The 21789-nt window shown below is 68.3% G+C and carries 21 protein-coding genes; 13 read left to right on the top strand and 8 right to left on the bottom strand.

Annotated features, from left to right (window positions below; all coding sequences use genetic code 11):
* Window positions 1-186: 186 nt before the first annotated feature.
* Entirely contained in the window at window positions 187-624 is a 438-nt protein-coding gene (locus tag ASF79_RS10925) for a VOC family protein (protein ID WP_055854972.1), read from the bottom strand.
* 172 nt (window positions 625-796) lie between these two features.
* Here ASF79_RS10925 and ASF79_RS10930 point away from each other — a divergent pair, with 172 nt between their 5' ends.
* On the top strand, window positions 797-2314 hold the full coding sequence (locus ASF79_RS10930; protein ID WP_055854973.1) for an HNH endonuclease signature motif containing protein: 1518 nt from the start codon (window positions 797-799) through the stop codon (window positions 2312-2314).
* A 75-nt stretch (window positions 2315-2389) separates the two neighbouring features.
* On the opposite strand, the gene ASF79_RS10935 is transcribed toward ASF79_RS10930, so the two are convergent.
* Genes ASF79_RS10935 through ASF79_RS10945 form a run of 3 tightly spaced genes read right to left on the bottom strand, consistent with a single transcriptional unit; the run spans window position 2390 to window position 5312 of the window.
* Entirely contained in the window at window positions 2390-2929 is a 540-nt protein-coding gene (locus ASF79_RS10935; RefSeq protein WP_055854975.1) for a hypothetical protein, read from the bottom strand.
* On the bottom strand, window positions 2926-3582 hold the full coding sequence (locus ASF79_RS10940) for a response regulator (protein ID WP_055854977.1): 657 nt from the start codon (window positions 3580-3582) through the stop codon (window positions 2926-2928). Before ASF79_RS10940 ends, ASF79_RS10935 begins: the two co-directional genes overlap by 4 nt.
* Window positions 3579-5312, bottom strand: a complete 1734-nt coding sequence (locus tag ASF79_RS10945) for a sensor histidine kinase (RefSeq protein WP_055856015.1) — start codon at window positions 5310-5312, stop codon at window positions 3579-3581. Before ASF79_RS10945 ends, ASF79_RS10940 begins: the two co-directional genes overlap by 4 nt.
* Before the next feature lie 148 nt (window positions 5313-5460).
* On the opposite strand from ASF79_RS10945, the gene ASF79_RS10950 reads away from it, so the two are divergent.
* Window positions 5461-6999 carry a CitMHS family transporter gene (locus ASF79_RS10950; protein WP_055854979.1) on the top strand — a complete coding sequence of 513 codons (1539 nt, stop codon included), beginning with the start codon at window positions 5461-5463 and terminating at the stop codon, window positions 6997-6999.
* Window positions 7000-7112: 113 nt separating this feature from the next.
* On the opposite strand, the gene ASF79_RS10955 is transcribed toward ASF79_RS10950, so the two are convergent.
* From ASF79_RS10955 to ASF79_RS10965, 3 genes are read right to left on the bottom strand one after another with little or no spacing between them, the layout of a single operon-like run.
* Window positions 7113-7661 carry a gluconokinase gene (locus tag ASF79_RS10955; protein ID WP_055854981.1) on the bottom strand — a complete coding sequence of 183 codons (549 nt, stop codon included), beginning with the start codon at window positions 7659-7661 and terminating at the stop codon, window positions 7113-7115.
* Window positions 7661-7978, bottom strand: a complete 318-nt coding sequence (locus ASF79_RS10960) for a putative quinol monooxygenase (protein WP_055854984.1) — start codon at window positions 7976-7978, stop codon at window positions 7661-7663. Before ASF79_RS10960 ends, ASF79_RS10955 begins: the two co-directional genes overlap by 1 nt.
* On the bottom strand, window positions 7971-9011 hold the full coding sequence (locus tag ASF79_RS10965) for a substrate-binding domain-containing protein (protein WP_055779322.1): 1041 nt from the start codon (window positions 9009-9011) through the stop codon (window positions 7971-7973). Before ASF79_RS10965 ends, ASF79_RS10960 begins: the two co-directional genes overlap by 8 nt.
* A gap of 239 nt (window positions 9012-9250) precedes the next feature.
* On the opposite strand from ASF79_RS10965, the gene ASF79_RS10970 reads away from it, so the two are divergent.
* From ASF79_RS10970 to ASF79_RS17360, 11 genes are all read left to right on the top strand, one after another.
* On the top strand, window positions 9251-10603 hold the full coding sequence (locus ASF79_RS10970) for an NAD(P)H-dependent oxidoreductase (protein ID WP_055854986.1): 1353 nt from the start codon (window positions 9251-9253) through the stop codon (window positions 10601-10603).
* A gap of 188 nt (window positions 10604-10791) precedes the next feature.
* Complete coding sequence (locus tag ASF79_RS10975; protein WP_055779316.1) at window positions 10792-11847, top strand: sugar ABC transporter substrate-binding protein; 1056 nt, start codon at window positions 10792-10794, stop codon at window positions 11845-11847.
* Window positions 11848-11962: 115 nt separating this feature from the next.
* Complete coding sequence (locus ASF79_RS10980; protein ID WP_055854988.1) at window positions 11963-13573, top strand: sugar ABC transporter ATP-binding protein; 1611 nt, start codon at window positions 11963-11965, stop codon at window positions 13571-13573.
* The gene (locus ASF79_RS10985; protein ID WP_055779310.1) at window positions 13570-14613 is read left to right on the top strand and encodes an ABC transporter permease; all 1044 of its coding nucleotides are present in this window, start codon (window positions 13570-13572) and stop codon (window positions 14611-14613) included. The genes ASF79_RS10980 and ASF79_RS10985 overlap by 4 nt, the downstream gene beginning before the upstream one ends.
* Entirely contained in the window at window positions 14610-15572 is a 963-nt protein-coding gene (locus ASF79_RS10990; protein WP_055854990.1) for an NAD-dependent epimerase/dehydratase family protein, read from the top strand. The genes ASF79_RS10985 and ASF79_RS10990 overlap by 4 nt, the downstream gene beginning before the upstream one ends.
* Window positions 15569-16486, top strand: coding sequence for an NAD(P)-dependent oxidoreductase (locus ASF79_RS10995; protein WP_055854992.1), 918 nt, complete (start codon window positions 15569-15571; stop codon window positions 16484-16486). Before ASF79_RS10990 ends, ASF79_RS10995 begins: the two co-directional genes overlap by 4 nt.
* Complete coding sequence (locus tag ASF79_RS11000) at window positions 16479-17369, top strand: amidohydrolase family protein (protein WP_055854994.1); 891 nt, start codon at window positions 16479-16481, stop codon at window positions 17367-17369. Before ASF79_RS10995 ends, ASF79_RS11000 begins: the two co-directional genes overlap by 8 nt.
* Window positions 17370-17430: 61 nt before the next feature.
* Entirely contained in the window at window positions 17431-18915 is a 1485-nt protein-coding gene (locus ASF79_RS11005) for a cryptochrome/photolyase family protein (protein WP_055854996.1), read from the top strand.
* A gap of 38 nt (window positions 18916-18953) precedes the next feature.
* The gene (locus ASF79_RS11010) at window positions 18954-19988 is read left to right on the top strand and encodes a hypothetical protein (RefSeq protein ID WP_156366233.1); all 1035 of its coding nucleotides are present in this window, start codon (window positions 18954-18956) and stop codon (window positions 19986-19988) included.
* Window positions 19989-19998: 10 nt separating this feature from the next.
* Window positions 19999-20439: a DUF805 domain-containing protein gene (locus ASF79_RS11015; RefSeq protein ID WP_200920174.1), complete on the top strand. Its 441-nt coding sequence runs from the start codon at window positions 19999-20001 to the stop codon at window positions 20437-20439.
* A 173-nt stretch (window positions 20440-20612) separates the two neighbouring features.
* The gene (locus ASF79_RS17360) at window positions 20613-21227 is read left to right on the top strand and encodes a G5 domain-containing protein (protein ID WP_235500739.1); all 615 of its coding nucleotides are present in this window, start codon (window positions 20613-20615) and stop codon (window positions 21225-21227) included.
* A gap of 58 nt (window positions 21228-21285) precedes the next feature.
* On the opposite strand, the gene ASF79_RS11025 is transcribed toward ASF79_RS17360, so the two are convergent.
* On the bottom strand, window positions 21286-21780 hold the full coding sequence (locus ASF79_RS11025) for a nucleoside deaminase (RefSeq protein ID WP_055855000.1): 495 nt from the start codon (window positions 21778-21780) through the stop codon (window positions 21286-21288).
* Window positions 21781-21789 lie beyond the last annotated feature (9 nt).

Raw genomic sequence — 21789 nt, forward strand, 5'->3', positions numbered from 1 at the left:
CCGACGGCGGCCGACTGTGCGCCGAGTTGCACAAAAATGCCGCCTCCCGATGAAGGGAAGCGGCATTTTTATGCAACTCGGGGCGGTGCGCAGTCGCTCATTTCCGCAGTGTTCTCGCGCAAACATTGCGGTTCTGCGTCGAAGGGTAAGCATTTAGGCGCCGGGCGGGACCCGCGGGCGCGATCGTCAGCTCTTCCGCAGCTCCTGAGCGAGCATCACGATGATGCCGCTCGGGCCTCGCACGTAGGCGAGCTTGTAGAGGTCCGCGTAGGTCGCCACCCCGCGAAGCGGGGTGCATCCGTGTTTCGCCGCTATGGCGAGCGACTCGTCGATGTCGTCGACCGAGAAGGCGATGCGGTGCATGCCGATCTCGTTGGGCAGCGTGGGCGTCGTCTCGATGGCGGCGGGGTGGATGTACTCGAAGAGCTCGATGCGGCCGTTGCCGTCTGGGGTCTGCAGCATGGCGATCTTGGCGTGATTGCCATCCAGGCCGACCGCGGTGTCGGCCCACTCGCCGCTCACCTCGTCGCGGCCGATGATGGTGAGGCCGAGGTCGGTGAAGAAGGCGATGGTCGCATCGAGATCGCGCACGGCGACGGCGACATTCTCGAGCTTGATGGGCATGATTCCGATGCTAATGAGGGGCGGCGGATGTGGATAGGCGGGCGTGTGCGTGATCGGGCGTCTAGTCCTCCACAGGTGGGTGGGTCGAGTGGTTATCCACAGGGGAATCGGCTGGTCAGGGCGTATTTGGCGGCACGACGGCAGTGTCGGTGGCTGCTGTTTGAATTCTCGTATGGACCTTCACGACGCATCGCTCAGCGAGATCGCTGCGCGTCTGCGTGAGCTGCTCGACGGGCAGCGTGGTGCGGTGATGGCGGGGGCCGTGTCGGGCGACGGCTTGCTCGAGGCCGTGCACGCGTGGGAAGAGGTGGGCCGTGCCAGCGACGCTGCCCGCACCTGGGTCGCGGCAGAGGTCGAGCACGAGTCGCGGCGCGAGCTCGAGGGCTCGGGTCTGGCCTATCGGCACGGATTCGCGTCGGCCAAGAAGCTGGTCGCGGCCACGGCGAATATCTCCGAACGCACGGCGGGTGGGCGCGTGGCCCTGGGGCGGTTCGTGCGCTCCTCGCTGTCACCGACGGGCTTGCCGCTGCCCAGTCGCTTTCCCGCGGTCGAGAGCGCGTTCTTCGCCGGCCAGGTCGGGGCCGACGCCGCGTCGATCATCTGCCGCTCCCTCTGCGAGGTGGTGTCGCACGTCACGTGGTCCGAGGCGGTCGACGAGGCCGAGCAGCGCCTGGTCGAGGCGGCCACTGAGACCTTCGGCGAGCCCGACGCCGGCGGGTTGCCGGCACCCCGCTACACGGTCGACGAGCTTGCGCGACTCGCTGCGCGCATCCGTGAGCATCTCGACCCCGATGGGGCCGAGCCTCGGGATGCCGTCAAGCAGCACTTGCGAGGGTTCAGCTACCCCAGGGTGGGCGCCGACGGCATGGCTCGCGGGCGCTATGCGCTTCCGCCGCTGCAGCTGGGGGTTTTCCTTGCGGCGGTCGACTCGATTCTGAGTCCGCGCACGGCTGACCCGGGTGCGCCGGGTGCGCCGGATGCGCCGGATGCGCCGGGCGGGGGTGCCGAGGGTGACCCTGGCGTGAGCGGTGCAGCTGGCCCGAGTGGCACTTCTGCCCCGAGTGGCATCTCCGACCCGGATGGCTTCGCGGTCGTCGACCCGCGCACGGCCGAGCAGAAGCTTCTCGACGCGGTGATGGCGCTGATCGAGTTGGCCGCGGCGTCACCCTCGGCATCTCGACTGAACGGGTCGGCGCCGACCATCACCGTGCACGTCACGGCGAGAGACCTCGAAGCGGGCCACGGCGTCGGTTGGATAGACGGCAGCTCCGAACCGATCCCGATGAGCACGATTCAGATGCTCGGGTGCGACGCAGAGCTTACGGCGACCGTCTTCGGTGCGGCGGGCCAAGTGCTGAGCCAAGGAAAGACGCAGCGACTGGCGAGTCGCCGACAACGAAGAGCCCTCGCCGCGCGCGACGGGGGCTGCGTGATTCCCGGATGCCTGGCGCCGCCCTCGCGCTGTCAGGCGCACCATGTCATTCCGTGGACAAGCAGCAGCTTTCTGGCCGGACGCACCGACGTCGACAACCTGGCGTTGCTGTGCCCGTTCCATCACGCCACGATCCACACCTCGGCGTGGCAACTCGTGATAATCAACGGCAAACCGCACGTGCGCGAGCCCGGATGGCACGGCAGGAACAACCCGGCCCGCGCGGCCGGGCAGCAGAGGGCGGGGTGGGGATGGTGATGGTGGTGCACAGTAAGGCGTGGTCCGCGCTCGATGCGGGGGTTAGCGTCGACTACTCGACACTCCCTGCCGTGGTCAGCGGCGGCTGCCCCACTCCTTGTTCCAATAAGCCGCATCGGCGCTTGCCGTGCGCAGGACCGCGTCGGGAGCTGGTGGTGCCAACCAGAACTGAAGTAGGTAGAAGTCGACGACATCGGGATCGAACTCGCCCGCCTGACCCGCGTCACGGCCGCGGGCACTCGCGCGTAGCCGGTAGCTTCCTGCGGGAAGGTCGAGGGTGCCGGTGTCTGCCCAGCTCCAGGTGCCCCAGCCGACGGAGTCACCGGCAGAGACGGTCATCGAGACTTCCACGGAGTCCTCCCACGCTGCATCCGTCGGCGCCTCTTGCTGCGGCTCCTGGAGCCAGAGTTCGGCACGCAGAGCGGAGCCGCCTCCGTATCGGGCGAGTACCACGACCACGACTCCCTCGACCGCGGCGCCGATCCAACCGTTGAGCTGACCGGCGAAGAAGCGATCTGCGTCGCCGTCCCAGGTGGTGCCCGAGGAGTCCCATTCCAGGGTGAACTGGCCGTAGTTGGTGTGTACGACCTGGTCGAGCAGAACGATCGGCGTCACGCGTGCACCCGCAGGTAGCGGTGCTCGGGGCGACCGGTCGTGCCGTAACGAAGTCGCACGTCGACCACGCCGCGCGCCGCCATGGCCGAGAGGTGCCGCTGCGCTGTGGCCCGCGAGACGCCGGCGCGGTCCGCGATCTCCGAAGCCGACGACTCGGTGTCGCCCAGAGCCTCGAGCAGAACCTGCTCGGTCGCGGAACGGGAGACCGAGGGCGAGTCGCCGCCCGCCCGGAGGATCGCCAGGGCCCGATCGATGTCTTCTTGGGCGACCGCGCGCTCGTCGTCGAGGATGTTGCGGAAGCGCAGGTACTGATCCAGGAGATCGGTGAGCGCGCGCTGCGCGAACGGCTTGATTAGATAGCCGAGCGCTCCCGAGCGCAGAGCGCGCCGCACGGTGCCGGCGTCGGTAGCGGCCGAGAGCACGAAGGCGTCGACTCCGACATCGCGAAGGAACGCTACGCCGTCTCCATCGGGCAGAAACGCGTCGACGAGCAACAGATCAGGGCGCTCGGAGCGCAGCGCGATCGTCGCCTCGGCCAGTGTGCGCACCGGTTCGAGGGCCAGGTAGCCGGGTCGTTCGGAGACGATGTCGCGGTGCAGTCCGGCGACGCGGAAGTCGTCTTCGATCACGAGGACGCGAACGGGTGCGGTCATAGGGCGTGATCCTTCGAAGGAGATGTGATGTCGAGTACGTTGCGCAGGCGTGCTCCGAAGACGGCACCCGAGAGGTCCTGTCCGGGATCCGACGCGCCGCGGCCCGAACCCGGGCCCGCCGGGTCGGCGCGCGAGTCGGGCTCGTCGGCATCCGGTCTGCCTGAGGCGATGAGCCAGACGTCGCCGCCGTGACGGCGGGCGAGTTCGCGCGACAGCGGCAGACCGACGCCCAGGCCGTGCACGCGATCGGCGGCGCCGGCCGAGGTGTCGATGCGGGAGCCCTCGCGGCGACGAAACAGGTCGTCTGTCTCTGCGACGCCCGGCCCGGAGTCCGACACAGTGAGCACGAGGTCCGCGCCGTCGCCGTAACAGCCGATGCTCACGCGGCGTGGCTCGTGCCCGGCAACCGCGGCACGCACTGCGTTGTCGACGAGATTGCCGAGCACCGCGGCCACATCCTCGACGTCGCCGAGCGGAGACAGCAACAGCGAGTCGGCGGCGACCGACACCCTCACGCCCCGCTCGCCCGCCTCGAGCGCGTGCGCGCCGATGAGCGCGTGCAGCAGGGCATCGCCGATCAGCTCGATGTTCTCGACGGGGTAGTCCACCGGACCGCGCTGCAGCTGTTCGCCGAGGAACTCCCGCGCCTCCGGCCCCCGACCGGCGTCGAGCAGGCCGGCCGCCACGTGCAGGCGATTGGCGAACTCGTGCCGCTGCACGCGCAACGCGCTCGTCATCGCGCGCACCGTTTCGAGGCGTTCGCTCAGTGCCATCAGATCCGTGCGGTCGCGCACGATCAGCACCGTGCCGAGATCGCGACCGTCGCGGCGCACCGGCTGCGCATCGACGTAGAGAACACGCTCGCCAGACACGATGCCGTCTCCCGCCGTTTTTTCGCGCACGGCGACGAGGATGGCCGGCGCGACACCCAGATCGGCGAGGCTCCGGCCCTCCGGCTCAGAGAGACCGAGCAGGCCGCGCGCCGTCTCGTTGCAGAGACGCACCAGCCCGTGTTCGTCTAACGCGACGACGCCGTCGCCCACGCCGTCGAGCACGGCCGCCTGGTTCTGGACGAGCGCCACGAGCTCCTCCGGCTGAAGGCCGAGGGTCAGGCGCTCCCACCGCCGGCGCAACAGCATCGCCGAGAAGGCCGCCAGCAGCAGAGCGGCTGCGGCTGCGGCGACGATTCCGGCGATCAACGTGGGGAGGTCGTTGAAGACGCTCGACGGCTCGAAGCCCACGCTCACCTCGCCGACGGGCGCAGCGCCCTCTCCGTCGGGAGGCAGCACGGGAACTTTCGCCCTGGCCGAGACTCCCAGGGTGCCCTGCTGCCAGGTCACGACCTCTTTTCCGGCGAGCACCTCGCGAAAGTCGGTGCTCACGGGCTGGCCGAGCGCGTCGGCGTCGGGGTGGGCGAGCCGGATGCCGTGGTCGTCGGTGATCACGACGAACAGCGTGCCGGTTCGTTCGGTCACCGCGCCGGCGAGCCTCTGCAGCTCGCCGTCTCGAAGATCCGCAGCCTGGGGTGTGCCCGGATCGGCGCTTGCCCCGGCGACGTCGGCGCGAACCTGCGGGTCGACGGCCACGGTACGGGCGATGTTGAGGGCGGAGTTCTCGGCCTCGGTGCGCAGCTGCTGAATGCCGATGAGCAGGAAGACGACGGCGCACACCGCCACCACTGCGACGGCCGTCGCCGTCTGCAGCAGCACCACCCGCGTCGAGAACCTCATCATTCCTCCACCGTGAGCATAATGCGCTGAACTCGCGCTTCGCGCAGAAGGTCCTCCAATGAGAGATACCGCGCGGTGCGCGCGAGAAGTCCATAGATTCGCGTGATCCGGTTGACGAGGAACGTCTGCCGCAGACAAAGGAGTCGAGATGCACCCTGTTCTCACTGGCCTCGCGGCCGCCGCCGAGGAGGAGGGCTACGACCTGGCCTTCACGCCATCGGATGGCACGCTGGTCGTGCTCGGGTTCGTGATGGTGCTGGCCTTCATGGCGCTCATCATGACGCGTCGACTCACCCCGATGGTCGCACTGATCGTCGTGCCCACCATCTTCGGCCTCTTCGCAGGCGCGGGCTTCGGGCTCGGCGACATGGTGATCGACGCGATCTCGTCGATGGCACCGACGGCCGCGCTGCTCATGTTCGCGATCATGTACTTCGGCATCATGATCGACGTCGGCCTGTTCGATCCGCTCATCCGGCTGATCACCCGTCTTCTCGGAGACGACCCGGCGAAGGTGGTGCTGGGTACCGCCCTGCTCGCGGGCGCGGTTTCTCTCGACGGCGACGGATCGACGACCTTCATCATCACGACCTCTGCGATGCTGCCCATCTACCTGCGGCTCGGAATGAGCCCGGTGGTGCTCACCTGCGTGGCCGGTCTGATGAACGGCACCCTCAACATCGTGCCCTGGGGCGGACCGACGGTGCGCGCGGCATCCGCTCTCTCGCTCGAGCCGACGGACATCTTCGTGCCCATGCTGCCCTCCCTGGGCGCCGGACTCATCATCACCCTCGCGTTCGCCTGGTTCCTCGGTCTGGGGGAGCGCCGCCGCCTGGCCGGGTCGATCGACACGTCACGTCTCGACGGAAGCCGCGGCGACGGCATCTTCGGTGGCCCCCGCCTGTTCCGCGGCGCGGGCTCGGAGCCCGGCGCCGCCGCCACGCTGCACACCGGCAACATCGTCGCGGTGCGCGGCGCCCGAGGCGGGGTCGCAGCGGCGGCGCTCGTCGAAGATGCAGACACGGCCATGGCCGACACGATGCTCGACCCGAACCGGGCGACACTGCGCCCGAAGCTCATCTGGTTCAACCTCATTTTGACGGTCGCCGTCATGGTGCTGCTCGTGCTCGACCTCTTCCCGCTCGCGTTCGTGTTCATGGTCGGCGCCTCGATCGCGCTGATCGTGAACTTTCCGAAGCTCAAGAGCCAGGCCGACGAGATCGTGGCTCACGCGCCGTCGATCGTCGGCGTCGTCTCGATGGTTCTCGCCGCCGGCGTGCTGGTCGGCGTTCTCAACGGCACCGGAATGGTGACGGCGATGGCCTCGTGGATCACCGAGGTGATCCCGGCGGAGATGGGCCCGTTCCTCGCCGTCATCACGGGTGTGCTGTCTATTCCGTTCACATTCTTCATGTCGAACGATGCGTTCTACTACGGCATCCTGCCGGTGCTCGCAGAGAGCGCGTCGCACTTCGGGATCGCTCCGGTCGAGATGGCCCGGGCGTCGATCACGGGACAGCCCGTGCATCTGCAGAGTCCGCTCGTGCCGGCCATCCTGCTGCTCGTCTCGCTCGCCAACGTGAACCTTGGCGATCACCACAAGAAGGTGCTGTGGCGAGCCGTGATCGTCTCGCTGGCGATGCTCGCTGTCGGAGTGCTGGTCGGGTCGATCCCGCTGCGCGCCTGACGCGCGCCGCCCCGGACCGCGGGAGTCCGCGCCTGTTCGGCGCATCCGCTGCTGGTCGACCAGCAGCGCATAGACCGAACGGGCGCGGATGCCGCGGGTTCGGCTCGTGCGCGCTAGCGCGCGGCGGCCGGGCGCACCACGCGGTAGGCCGCCGCGACGATGTCGTCTACCTCGGCGTCGACCGAGACGTCGGCTCCCGTCTCGTCGGTCTCGAGGGGTTCGAAAGCGGCGAGCTGGGAGTCGAGCAGGGATGCCGGCATGAAGTGATCGGCGCGGGCGTTCATGCGGGCCGCGATGAGCTCGCGGGATCCCGACAGGGTGACGAAGACCGTCGTGGGCTCGACCGCTCGGATCGTGTCGCGGTAGGTGCGGCGCAGAGCCGAGCAGGCCAGCACGAGTCCGCTGTCGACGTGCGCGGCGAGCACCTCGCCGATGCGCACCAGCCAGGGTTCCCGATCGATGTCGTCGAGCGGCAGTCCCGCCGCCATCTTCGCGACGTTCGCCTCGGGGTGCAACGAGTCGGCGTCGATGAAGGGAACCTCGAGGCGCTGAGCCAGCAGCGCGCCGACGGTCGACTTTCCCGAGCCGGAGACGCCGCCCACGATCACGAGCTCACGGCCGACGGCGTCGTCGCTGTGGCCGCTCTCGCTGCCCGTCGCCATCAGAGCTTGCCCTGGTAGCTGCTTCCCGCAGGAATGGGCGAGAGCAGGGTGATCTCGGGCGCGGACTCGAGCAGGCCGACCAGAGTCGCGTTCATGCGCGCCACGATCTCGCCCGCCCCGTGGGCCTCGAGGTCCTCGGCCGAGCTCCACTTCTCGAGCATGATGATCGTTCCGTCGGGAGCGTCGTGAATGGCGTAGAGCTCGCATCCCGTCTCGGTGTGCACCTCGGCGATACCCGCCGAGAGCGCACGAACGAGGTCGTCGTGTGCGCCGGCGACCGGGCGGAAAGTGACGGTGACGACGACTGCTTCAGACATGGGACTCCTGGGGGTCGGGTGCAGCGCTGCTGCTGCGCGAAACGAACTCGGCCTGCACCTCGATGAACCGCGGGCCGACGGGCAGCTTGCCCTGCATGCGGCCCAGAACGAGATCAACAGAGTGCCGGGCCAGCATATCGATCGGCTGGCGGATGACGCTGAGCGGCGGCGAGACGAGCTCGGTCCACGGATTGTCGTCGAAGACGACCACCGACAGCTCGCGCGGAATGTCGACGCCCATCTGATAGAGCTGGCGCATGCTCGACTGCACCTGCGCGGTGTTCGCGACCAGCAACGCGGTCGGCCGCTCGGCGAGAGGCATGGCGAGCAGTGCGGCCACCGCGTCGGCTCCGGCATCACCACGGAACGGCACACCTCGAACGAGGGCGGGGTCGGCCGGGATGCCCGCGGCCGTCAACGCCGATTGGTACCCGGCTACGCGCGCGGCACCCGTCGACGTGCTGAGGGGGCCCGAGATCACGGCGACCCGACGGTGGCCGAGGGCGATCAGATGCTGGGTGGCGCTGGCGGCCGAGGCCTCGTTCTGGATGCTGACGACGTCGGTGTTCTCGAGCGATGCGATCGACCGGTCGACGAACACGAGGTCGACTCCCACGTCTTGCAGTCGCGACCACTGATCGATGTTGTCGCCGGTGGGGGTCGCGATGACGCCTCCCACCGATCGGTCGAGCAGTGTGGCGAGCGTCTCCGCCTCGATGTGCGGATCCTCCTGGGTTGTGGTGAGCACGACCTGCACGCCGCGGCCCCTGGCCTCCCAGACGATGCGGTCGGCGAGGCGAGCGAAGAACGGATTGGTGAGGTCGGCCAGCATGAGGCCGATGGTGAGGCCCGCCCCGTTGAGTTCTCGGGCGGCCGCGCGCGGGCGGAAACCCAGCTCGGCGATGGCCGCGACGACCTTCTCACGGGTGGCGACCGCGACGGGCCCCGAGCCGTCGTTCAGCACGCGTGAGACGACCGACACGGAGACACCAGCGGTCGCCGCGACGTCTCTGATGGTCGGTGCCTTCTTCACGGGACCCCTTCGTCGTCGGTGTGGTGTGCGCTCGCATCTCCGTCGCCACAGCTTAGGGCGCGGGCCCTTTTTTGAGCGTTCGAACCGGTCTGTTGACACATCGTATCAGCCGGTGGTACAAAAGTGGTACCGGTTCCATTCCGGGTGAATTTCAACCGAATCAAGCGCGACGAGGATGTCGTGAGGCCACCATCGCCTCTCCTCCTCCGACACGAATCGCACGGATCAGAGAGGTCAACGTGAATCTGCACAAACTGCTCGAAGAACGAGAGCGCGAGGGCAAGCCCATCCGCATCGGACTCATCGGCGCCGGCCGCTACGGCACGATGTACCTCTCGCAGGCCCGCAACATTCCGGGCGTGCACGTCGTGGCCATCGCCGACATCAATGTCGAGCGGGCGAAGGGCGCCTTCGCGCTCGTCGACTGGCCTGCAGACCAGATGGCGGCGGACATCCCCGAGGCTCTGGCCAACCGCACGACCACGATCGTGGCCGACGCCTCGCTGCTCTTCGACGCCGACATCGACGTGATCGTCGAGGCGACCGGAAACCCGATCGTCGGAATCCGGCACGCCCTCGCCTCGATCGAGACCGGCAAGCACATCATCATGGTCACGGTCGAAGCGGATGCCCTGGCGGGGCCGGCCCTGCAGAAGCGCGCCGAGAAGGCCGGGGTCGTGTACTCGATGGCCTACGGCGATCAGCCCGCTCTCATCATGGAGCTCGTCGACTGGGCTCGCACCAGCGGCTTCGACGTGGTCTGCGCCGGCAAGGGCGCGAAGTTCCTCGAGCACTACCACCAGATGAACCCCGACAATGTCTGGGAGAACTGGGAGTTCTCGAAGGAGCTCACCGACTCCGGTCAGCTCAACCCCTACATGCACACCAGCTTCCGCGACGGCACCAAGGCGGCCATCGAGATGGCCGCCGTCGCCAACGCCGCCGGCCTCGTCCCCTCAGACGAGGGCCTCACCTTCACTCCCGGCGACGTCGAGGAGATCGCGACGATCAGTCGCCCCACATCGCTCGGCGGTGCCCTGGCGCACGAGGGCACAGTCGACGTGATGTCGAGCGTCAACCGCGACGGCTCCTGGATCCCTCACAACACCCAGGAGGGTGTCTACGTGGTCGTGAAGGCGACCAACGCCTACGTCTCGACCTGCTTCGACGAGTACCCGTGGCATCCAGACCCCACCAAGCAGTACGCGGCGCTCTACCGCCCCTATCACTACGTGGGTCTCGAGCTGAACGTGTCGATCGCGAACGCCGCGCTGCGCGGCATCTCGACCGGCCAGCCCGACGGCTTCTACGGAGACGTCGTCGCGACCGCGAAGAAGGATCTGAAGGCCGGCGAGTTCCTCGACGGCGAAGGGGGCTACACCGTCTACGGCAAGCTCGTCTCGGCGAAGCACTCCGTGGCCACCGGTGCGCTGCCTGTCGCCCTCGCCCACCACGTCGAACTCCGCAACGACGTCGCCCAGGGCGAGACCGTCGGCTGGGACGACGTGATCATGGACGACTCCCTCGCCGAAGCCCTCGAACTGCGCCGCGAAACCGAAGCGCTGCTCGTCGACTCCTCACTCTCCCGCTGACCCGAGCGGAAGAGCCGCGCGGCCAGAGCCGCATAGCTCAGAGTCAACCGGGGATCATCCGGGGATCGTCCTCCCCTGAACACCCGCACCGGATGCGACTGCCAGAATCGATTTCGAGCAGTCGGCGTGCGGCATTCTCACCCTCAACACCCACGGCACGACAACCTTCCAATGAAGAAAGGGACCTCATGAAGATCCGCACCCTCGGCGTCGCCCTGGCCGGAGGAGCAGCACTCGTTCTGCTCGCCGGCTGCACCGCCACACCCGACGGCGACACCGGGTCGGCGACCGGCTCAGCCGGTTCGATCGTCTCGCTCGTCGACGCGTCGAAGACCACCAAGGTCGACGACGTCACCGCTGAGCTCGGCAAGCCCTCCGTTCCCGACGGAGCCAAGCTCTGCTACGTGACCCGCACACTCTCGAACGAGTTCTGGGGTTACGAGCGCGACGGCTTCGAGAAGCGCGCCAAGGAACTCGGCGTCGACTACCAGACGTTCGACGTGACCGACGAGTCGTCGATCACCGAACAGCTGGACAAGGCCAAGAGCGCCATGAATCAGGGCTGCTCCGCCCTCCTCGCCTCGCCGATCTCGGCGACCGGCCTCGACTCCGTGTTCGAGTCCGCCCTGGCCGACGGCATCCCCGCCGTCGTGCTCAACGATGCCAAGAGCTCGGTGCCCGGAGTCGTGTACGTCGGCCCCGATGCGACCACGATCGGTGCCACGGCGGCTGACTACATCGCAGAGAAGCTGCCCGACGGCGGCAAGGTCGCGATGATCGAGGGCGACCCCGGCTCGAGCAACGCGATCAACCGCGGCGACGGCTTCACCAAGCAGATCGCCACACACCCGAACCTGCAGATCGTCGCCTCGCAGACGGCGTCGTGGGATCAGACGAAGGCCCAGGAGATCGCCACCACGATGCTCACAGCCAACCCCGACATCAAGGCGTTCTACTCGCAGAACGACGGGATGGCCCTGGGCGTGCAGGCCGCCATCGACGCCAAGGGGCTCACCGGCCAGGTTCTGCTCGTCGGCACCGACGGCATTCCCCAGGCCAAGAAGCAGATCGCCTCGGGCGGGTTCACCGCCACGGTGAGCGAGCTGCCGACCACCGAGGGCGCGACCGGCGTCGACGTGGCGCTCTGGCTGCTCGCCGGCAAGAAGGTTCCCGGCTGGGTCGACGTGCCCGCGTTCATCGTCGACAGCGCGAACGTCGCCGACTACCCGACCGGCATGCCGTAACCATCCACGATCCGGTGGGCGCCCGACCCGGCGCCCACCGGCATCCAGGCCCCTCGTCACCCGGCGCGGGCTGACCGCACCCGACGCACCAGACCGACGCATAGAAAGGTGAACCATGGCCGAGCACTTGCTCGTGGTTCGCGACATCGCCAAATCATTCCCGGGAGTGCGCGCACTCGACGGCGTGAGCTTCACGCTCGAACGAGGAGAGATCCGCACCCTGGCCGGAGAGAACGGCGCAGGCAAGAGCACCCTCCTGGGAATCCTCGGCGGCGCGTTGCGGCCCGACCGCGGCTCGATCACCATCGACGGTGTGCGCCGCATGGAGTACACCTCGCGCCGAGCCCTCGCCGAGGGTGTGCGCATCGCCCAGCAGGAGCCGGCCATCGTGCCGCAGCTGAGCGTCGAACAGAATCTGCTGCTCGGCCTCACCCGCCAGCAGCGCAAGGCGTCGGCCGACGACATCGATCGGGCTCTGAAAGACGTGGCGCAGATGGGCTTCCCGATGGATGCGCGCACGCCCGTCTCGCGGCTGAGCCCCGCACAGCGGCATGCGCTCACGATCGCCCGCGCCTTCGCCTTCGGCGCGAAGATCGTCGCGCTCGACGAGCCGACCACGAGCATGCTCGAACACAACGTGGCCGAGGTGCTCTCGCGGGTTCGCGAGATCGCGCACGGTCGCGGCGTCGGCGTGATCTACGTGTCGCACAAGATGCCCGAGGTCATGAGCGTCTCCGACACCGTCGTCGTGCTGCGCGACGGCAAACCCGCTTTCGACAGGCCGATCACCGAGACCTCGTCTGACGACATCGTCCGGCGCATGGTCGGCCGCGAACTGCTCTCGTTCGAGCGGCAGCATCCGGTCGATCCCGCGGCGCCCGTGCACTTCGAGGCGAGTGACGTGAGCCACCCCACCTCCAGCGCACCGCTGTTGATCTCGGTCAGAAAGGGCGAGGTCGTGGGCATCGCCGGGCTCGTCGGCTCGGGTCGCACCGAGTTCCTGAGGTCGATCATTCGTGCCGACGAGGGGTCGCGCAGCAGCGTGACCATCGCGGGCAAGCCGGTGAAGATCCGCTCACCGCGCGACAGCCGCACGGCCGGCATCGCCTTCATCCCCGAGGATCGCAAGGCGCAGGGCCTCGTGCTGCAGACTCCGGCCTACGCCAACGTCGCCCTCACCGCAGACGGCCAGCTCAACGGCTTCGGCCCTTTCATCAGCAAGAAGAAGCAGATCGCGATGGCCGAGGCGATGGGCAAGCGCATGTCGCTGCGGCCGGCGAATGTCACGCTCAACGCCCGTCAGTTCTCGGGCGGAAACCAGCAGAAGCTGGTGATCGCCAAGTGGATCTGGCTGGGCGCCACCGTCTACCTCTTCGACGAGCCCACCAAGGGCGTCGACGTGGGAGGCAAGGTCGAGATCTACGAGCTCATCGACCAGCTCGCCTCAGAAGGCAACGCCGTGATCGTGGTCTCGAGCGACCTTCCCGAGATCATCTCGATCAGCGACCGCGTGCTCGTGATGCGGGCCGGAGAGTTCGTCTCCGAGCACACCGGCGCCGACATCAACGAGCACAGCATCGTGGCCAATGCCATGGGCGTCTCGCCGCAGTCGCCGGAGCCGTCACAGAACGACGCGGCACCCGCAGCTTCCGTCCCCTCCCCAGAACGTACTGACCCCGCAGACACCGGCGCCGACGCTTTCGGCGCAGCGAAAGGAACATCATGAGCAGCGCAACCCCAGACGGGATCGCCCTGCGACCCCGGAGGCAGATCAACTTCCAGGCGTTCGGCATCTACATCGCGGCGATCGTTCTCTTCATCGTGCTGGGGCTCCTCAATCCCAACTTCCTGACCGCGGGCAACCTGCGCGATGTCGCGGTCTCGGCCAGCGTCAACGCCATCATCGGCATCGGTCTCACCTTCGTGATCATCACGGGCGGCATCGACCTGTCGGTCGGCGCCATCGCCAGCTTCGTGGGCATCGTCAGCGCGACGCTCATGGTGAACGGCGGGATCCCTCCGGCCATGGGCCTGATCGCGGGCATCATCCTCGGCATCGTGTGCGGCGCCGTGAACGGGCTGCTCATCACCAAGCTCCGGCTGCCTCCGTTCATCGCCACTCTCGGAACGATGAGCGTCTTCCAGGGCTGCGCCTACGTCGCGACGAACGGAAAGCCTGTCTACGACGTGCCGAAGGAGTTCGTGCTGCTGTTGAACAGCTACGTTCTCGGAATCCCCGTCGTGGTCATCGTGGTCGCGGTCGTCGCCGTCGGCGCGGGGTTGCTGCTGCGCAAGACCGTCTTCGGCCAGAACGTCATCGCCGTCGGCGGCAGCGAAGAGACGGCCTGGCTCTCTGGGGTGCGCGTGCACCGCGTCAAGATCGCCGTGTACTGCCTGGCCGGCGGCCTCTCGGCGCTGGGCGGACTCGTGATCGTGGCCCGCATCAACGCGGCGCAACCCGACGCAGGGTCGCCGTATCAGTTGACCGCCATCGCCGCGGCCGTGATCGGCGGCGCGAACCTGATGGGCGGTGAGGGCCGCATCGCGGGAACCCTCGTCGGCGCCGTCATCCTCGGCGCGCTCACCAACGGCCTCGTTCTGCTGAACGTCCCGAGCTTCTACGAGCAGATCGTCACCGGACTCGTGGTGCTCATCGCCGTGTCGCTCGATCAGGGCAGCAAGGGCTGGCCCATGCTGAAGCGCAGCAACAAGAAAGATCTCACCGCGGCTCCGCCGACCGCGTCGACCTCGGCCGTGCGTTCGTGACGGGCGCGGCCGGGCCGCTCGCGTCGCTCGACGGCGCCGCGGTCCTCGTGACCGGTGGCTCCGGCCTCATCGGCCGGGCGGCCGTGTCGGCGCTGCTCGCCGAGGGCGCTCGGGTCACGGTCTTCGATCGTGCGGATGCCCCGGGTTCCGAGCGTGAGTCGGTCACGTTCATCGCGGGCGACGTCACCGAGCAGGCCGCCGTGCGTTCCGCGGTCGCAGACATGGATGCCGTGGTGCATCTGGGCGGGTACGCAGGCCTGGGCATGGCCGACGCCGTCGAGACCTACCGGGTCAACACGATCGGAACGTTCACGGTGCTGGCCGAGGCCGCCGCTGCGGGAGTGCGCAAGATCGTCTACGCGTCGAGCATCAACGCGAACGGGTACCCGCTCGGCAGCGACGAGGTGCTGCCTCCCGTATTCCCCTACGACGAAGACGCGGCCCCGCACATCTCCGACGAGTACTCCCTCTCGAAGCTGGCCGGTGAAGACGCCGCCCGCATGGTCGCGGCCCGCTGGGGCGTCTCCGTCACGGGGCTGCGCTTTCCGCTGGTGCGCGACATCACCGCCGACGGCGGGCGCGTCTTCGGCGCGCACCTGAGGGCTGCTCTTGCGGGCGACCCTCGGCGGCAGGCGGCCGAGGGCTGGAGCTACCTCGATGTCTCGGATGCTGGGCGCTCGATCGTCGCCGCGCTCCTCGGTGACACACCGCCCGCGCCGGGGATCCTGGTGGCCGCGCCCCTCACCTATCTGACGACTCCCACCGAGGAGGCGCTCGATCTGTTCGCTCGGTCTGTGCCGCGTCGACCCATCGCGGGGCGCGGGGTAGGACTCTATCTCGATCGCTCGCGTGAGTTGCTGGGCTTCGAGGCGTCTGTTCTGCTCGACGAGGTGGCGCCCGATCAGCTCGTCGACCTGGCTGCCGTCGATCCGGGCGCCGAGGGCGAGGCGCGCGGGTGACCGTCGCCGAGGCATCCGGCCGCTCGTCGGTACCGGTCTCGCTTCTCGGGCTCGGCCCGATGGGCGAGCCGATGGCGCGCAGCCTGCTGGCCGCCCTCGGAGAGCTGACCGTGTGGAACCGCACGGCATCCAAGGCCGACGGACTGGCTGCTCTCGGCGCGGTCGTCGCGGGCACACCCCGCGAGGCCGCGGCCGAGGTGACGCTGACCGTGTTGCCCGATCTCGCGCAGGTTCGCGGGCTGTTGGACGGCGCCGACGGCCTGCTGGCCGGATGGGCGGAACGCGGCATCGAGCATCCGGTACTCGTGGTGCACGGAACGGTCTCGGCCGTGGCTGTCGCCGACTTCGCCGCCGAGATGCGGCTGCATGGCGTCTCTGTCGTGGATGCGCCGCTGAGCGGGGGCACGATCGGCGCGCGCGACGGCACGCTCAGCATCATGGTCGGGGCAGACGAGGCGGTGCTGCCCCGGGTGCTTCCTCTCTTCGGCCACATGGGCACGACCGTGCGCGTTCTGGGCCCGAGCGGAGCCGGCGCCCTGGCGAAGGCGTGCAACCAGATCGTCGTCGCGGGGGTAGTGACCGCGGTGTCGGAGGCGATGCTGCTGGCGCGCTCGGCGGGGCTCGACCTCGCCGTGCTGCGTGAGCTTCTGCAAGGGGGGCTGGCCGCCACGGCGGTGTTGCAGCAGAAGGGGCAGAACTTCATCGACGAGGACTTCGCGGCCGGGGGCAGCGCCACGAATCAGCTGAAGGATCTGCGCTTCATCGACGAGGCTGCGCGGGCGCGCGGGCTCGAACTGCCGGTCACCTCGGCCGTGACCGGGCTGTTCGAGGAGATGATCGACTCGGGTCGCGGCGAGCTCGACCACACGGGGGTCTACCTGACTATCGAGGAGCACGGAGTGAAGAATGACTGAGTTGCAGATCGTCGACGCGCACCACCACCTCACCGACCTGAGCCGGTCGTACCCCTGGCTCGAGGGGCCGGCAGAACCTTTTCGCTATCACGGCGATGACCGCCCGCTGCGCCGCTCGTATTCGCTCGACGACTACCTCGCCGACACGCGCGGCTACGAGCTCATCGGCTCGGTGCACATCGAGAACGGCGCCCTCTCGCCTGAAGACGAGACCCGCTGGATCGCCGCCGTGGCCGCCGAGCGGGGCTTGCCGAGCGCTCACGTCGCGAAGGTCTCGCTGCTCGACCCGGATGCCGCGGCGCAGTTGCGCGCGCACGCCGAGGTCGGTATCGTGCGCGGCATCCGCGACATCCTCAACTGGCACCCTGACCCGGTCTACACGCACCGCGATCGCGCCGACATCATGACCGACCCCGTGTGGCGAGCGAACTTCGCCTCGCTGTCCGGCCTCGGGCTGTCGTTCGATCTGCAGGTGTTTCCGTCGCAGCTGCTGGAGGCCGCCGAGCTGGCCGCCGAGCACCCCGAGGTGAGCATCGTGCTCGACCACGCGGGCATGCCCATCGGGCGCGATCGGTCGTCGCGCGCGGAGTGGGCGACGGGAATGAGATCGCTTGCGGCCCGCGAGAACGTGGTGACCAAGGTGTCGGCGCTGGGAACGAACGATCACGACTGGACCAGCGAGTCGATCACGCCCTTCGTACTCGAGACCATAGAGATCTTCGGGCCGTCGCGCACGATGTTCGGCAGCAACTTTCCTGTCGACAGCCTCTACTCGAGCTTCGGCGAACTGTTCGACGCCTTCGACGAGCTCACGACGGACCTGTCCGACGAAGAGAGACACGAGCTGTTCGTGGCGACGGCGACGCGGGCCTACCGGCTGTGAAGCGCCGGCGCCACCTTGTCAACGGCGGCGGCCGCGCGGTGCGCTCGGCCTAGTCTGAGCCGTGACCTCCTCTGACCGCACCCGCTGGATCTTCGCCGGACAGCTCGGACCCCTCTTCGACGATGGCGGCCCGATGATGATCATCGAGGCCCGCTCCGTGTTCGGGCGGCGACCCATGCACCGGGCGAAGGCGCATCTGTTGCTCTCAGCCATGCGGCACCGGGCCGCCGACCTCGGCGATCGCGTCGAGTACCACCGGGTCGAGCGCTACTCCGACGTGCTCGACAGTAGAAGCAGCGGCGACGACCTCGAGGTGATCGATCCCACCTCGTGGGCCGCGCGACGCTTCGTGCGCGAGCGAGGCATCCATGTTCTGCCGAGCCGCGGCTTCGTCACGAGCGAGGCCGACTTCGCCACCTGGGCCGACTCGCGCCAGGGCAAACGCCTGTTGCTCGAGGACTTCTATCGCGGCGTGCGCGAGCGAACGGGCGTGCTGATGCGCGGCGATCAGCCCGAGGGCGGCAAGTTCAACTTCGATCACGACAACCGAAACCCGCCGCCGAAGAACGCCGCCGGTCTCGGGCTTCCCGATCCGTGGTGGCCCGTCGAAGACGAGATCGACGACGAGGTGCGCGCCGACCTCGACCGCTGGCAGAGCGAGGGTGCGGTGCAGCTCGTCGGCGACGACGGCCCGCGTCGTTTCGCCGCCACGGCCGCCGAGGCGGAGCAGGCGCTCGCCGACTTCGTCGAGGTGCGCCTGAACGACTTCGGCCCCTTCGAAGACGCCATGCTGTCGGGCGATTGGACGATGTCGCACTCCCTGCTCAGCGCCCCGATGAACCTCGGCCTGCTCGACCCGATGCACGCCATCGAGACCGTCGAGGCCGAGCACGCCGCCGGACGCGCTCCGCTCTCGAGCGTCGAGGGCTTCGTGCGCCAGATCATGGGATGGCGCGACTACGTCTGGCACCTCTACTGGTATCTCGGCGAGGGGTACCGCACCGGCAACAACGCCCTGGATGCGCGCCGGCCGCTTCCCGAGCAATTCCGGCTTCTCGACGCGGCGGCCATCCGGTCGAACTGTCTGCGGGAGACGATCGACGGGATGCGCAGGCACGGCTGGGCCCATCACATCCAGCGCCTGATGGTGCTCGGAAACTGGGCGTTGCAGCACGGCTACGACCCGGTAGAGCTGAACGACTGGTTCGTCGACATGTTCGTCGACGGCACGCCGTGGGTGATGCCCGCGAACGTGATCGGCATGTCGCAGCACGCCGACGGAGGCATCGTGGCGACGAAGCCCTACGTCTCGGGTGGGGCGTACATCGACCGCATGTCGGACTATTGCGGCGGGTGCGAGTTCAATCCCAAGGTGCGCCTCGGCGAGAACGCGTGTCCGTTCACCGCCGGGTACTGGGCGTTTCTCGACCGGGTCGAGCCGCGCATCCGGCACAACCACCGCATGGCGCAGCCGCTCAGCGGGCTGCGACGGCTGGCCGATCGCGAGGCGGTCGTCGATCAGGAGCTGCACCGCGACTCGTGGTGACGGTGCAGGTGCCGCCGGTTCTTCGATACGGTCGAATCATGACGTGGCGACGCAGGGCAAGAGTGTTCGCCGCTGTTCTTCTCGGATCGTCGGTGCTCGCGTCGGGCCTCGCCGGATGCTCTGTTCTGCTGCCCAAGGCGCCCGAGTCCGTGTCGGCCGCAGCTGCCACCGCCGAGGAGTCGCTCTCGGGAGCGCCGGGCGTCGCGTCGGTCTCGACCGAGGTGACACTGCGCGACTACCGAGGCGAGGGGTCGATCTCCGAACCCGACGCCTGGGTGGTGATCCTCACGGTCAACGCCGCCACGGGTGGGCGCGACCTCGAGCGTGCGGCCGACGAGGTCGTCGACGCGCTCGTGCAGGCTCGGCCGGATGCGCACATCACCGCGGTGATCGTCGCGCCGCAGCTGGCGGGTGACGTGGATGCCGAGATCCTCTTCGACGAGGACCTGCACGCCGGGGTCGCGGCCGAACGGGTGACGGCCGCGCGAGAGTTGTCGGCCGTCGACGGTGTGAGCCGGGTGACTGTCGGGCGAGATGACAAGCCTCCGAGGGTGGAGGCGGTCGGGCTCGACGAGTGGGCCGAGGTGGCGACGGCGATCCGAGCGGTCCCCGGGTTCGGCGTCGGCGCATTGCAGAATCCGTCCCTCATCGCCCCGATCGACTCGGGTGAGTCGTGGTCGGGCGATGGCTCAGACGGGGTGCACCTCGAGCTCGGCGCCCTGACGCCCTCGTCTTCGATGATCGAGGAAATCACCCGGCTCGCCGCGGATCACACGGTGCGCTCGATCTCGTTCTCCTCGGGTGAGGATCTTTTGCCGACGGGCGGTGCCGCCGCGGAGCGGTCCTCAGTGACCGTGGATGTCGAGACGAGCGCCGACGCCGAGAAGCTCGCGGATCGTCTCGCCGGACTCGTCGATCAGCGGTACTGGACCCAGGGATCGGGCCGACCGTCGTTCCAGGTCGTGTCGCCCGTGGGGGACAGCGCAGACAGCTCGGCCATCGTCGGTTACGTCGGATTGCCTCGCGGATCGGCGGAGCCCGACGACCTGCCGGCCGCGACGGGCGTTCGGTAGGGTGCCAGACATGAGCTTCACGACAACATCGCCCCGTATGTCTTTCGGAACCGCTATCGGCACCGGCTTTCGCAAGTACGCCGACTTCAACGGTCGTGCAGGGGTCGCAGAGTTCTGGTGGTTCATTCTCTTCGTCGTTCTCGTGAATGCCGCGACCCGGTTCTTCGACACGATGCTTCCGCACTCACTCGCGGTGTTCGACGCGGTGCCGTTGGTTCCCTACGGCGCCGCTGATGGGCCCTTCTCGGCGCTGTGGGCGCTCGGAACCCTCGTTCCCGTGCTGGCCGTGGCGGTGCGCCGACTGCGCGACGGCGGCAACTCGTGGGCCCAGCTCTTCTGGCTGCTTCTGCCTGTCGTCGGTCTGATCCTGATGGCCATTCGGATGTGCGACCCCTCGAAGCCGTCGGCACCCGCGCAGGATGCGCCGGTTCGGGACGCGCCGATCGTCTGACGGAGCGGCCGCGGTAGACGCGGGTCAGCTCCAGAAGCCGCGGTGGGGTTCGGCCCGAAGATGCCCCTGATGGGGGACTGTTACAACCCGTCACGACTTGGGTAGCCTCGACCGACGCCCCAGATCTGCATCGCATCGACGCCGATGAGTGGGCGCGCATCAAGGGGAACACTGTGACGCATTCGCGTATTCGAACGATCGTTTTCGGGCTGGCGCTCGCCGTGACCGTATTCACGACGGTGTCGTGCGCATCCGGATCGCCCGCCGGAGGCGTGGCGGAGCCCGCCGGATTCGTAGCGAAGTCGAGCGCGACGCCGACGCCGACGCCGAAGCCGGTTGTTGTTGTCACGAACGTCGATGTGGCGGAGCCCATCCCCTTCGGCGCCGTGTCCGTCGAGGACGGCAATCTCGATGCGGGACAGAGCGCGATCACCACAAACGGGTCGAACGGCACGAAGACCACGACGTGGGCCGTGACGACCGTCGATGGTGTCGAGACCGGCCGTACCGTCGTGACGAGCGTGACGAGCGTCGCTCCGGTCGATCAGGTCACATCGGTCGGCACCCGCGTGCCGCCGCCCCCGCCTGCTCCAGAACCTGCTCCCATCGCCGACGGCGGCGGATGCGATTCGAACTACTCCGGTCCCTGCGTGCCGATCGCATCCGATGTGGACTGCGCCGGGGGTTCCGGCAACGGGCCCGCGTACGTTTCGGGGCCGGTGTACGTGGTCGGCGCCGACATCTACGACCTCGACCGAGATGGCGACGGAGTCGCCTGCGATAAGTAGCGCCGGCCGGCTAGTGCATCGGCCGTCGCATCTCAGCTAGCGCGGATCGGTCCGCGGGTCAGCTCCAGAAGCCGCGGTGGGGCTCGGCGGCCTGCTCTTCGAGTGCCGGGCCGGCGACCACGACGGTGCGCTGGCCGCGGGCCAGTACCTCTCTGCTCGGCAGATCGAGGGTCGGGTTCTGCGGGTCGTCGCCGGTGAGGGGGATGAGATCCTGCTCGGGAAGGGCGTAGACCATCCGCCCGATGCCCGCCCAGTAGATCGCGCCGGAGCACATGGCGCAGGGCTCGCAGCTCGTGTAGAGGGTGAAGCCGCGCAACTCGGCGAGCGAATACCGCTTCGTCGCGAGGCGCACGAGGTTGGTCTCGGCGTGGCCCGTCACATCGGAGTGCGTGACCACCGTGTTCTCGGCCTCGAGCACCTGCGCGCCGGACTCGTCGGTGAGCACGGCCCCGAAGGGGTGGTTGCCATGCTGCTTCGCCTCGATCGACACGAAGATCGCGCGGCGCAGGTGTGAGAGGTCTGACTCGGAGACGGTCGTCGAGAAGGTCGGCATGAGATCAAT

This window comes from Agreia sp. Leaf335 (assembly GCF_001423605.1).
In the GTDB taxonomy this organism is placed as follows: Bacteria; Actinomycetota; Actinomycetes; order Actinomycetales; family Microbacteriaceae; genus Agreia.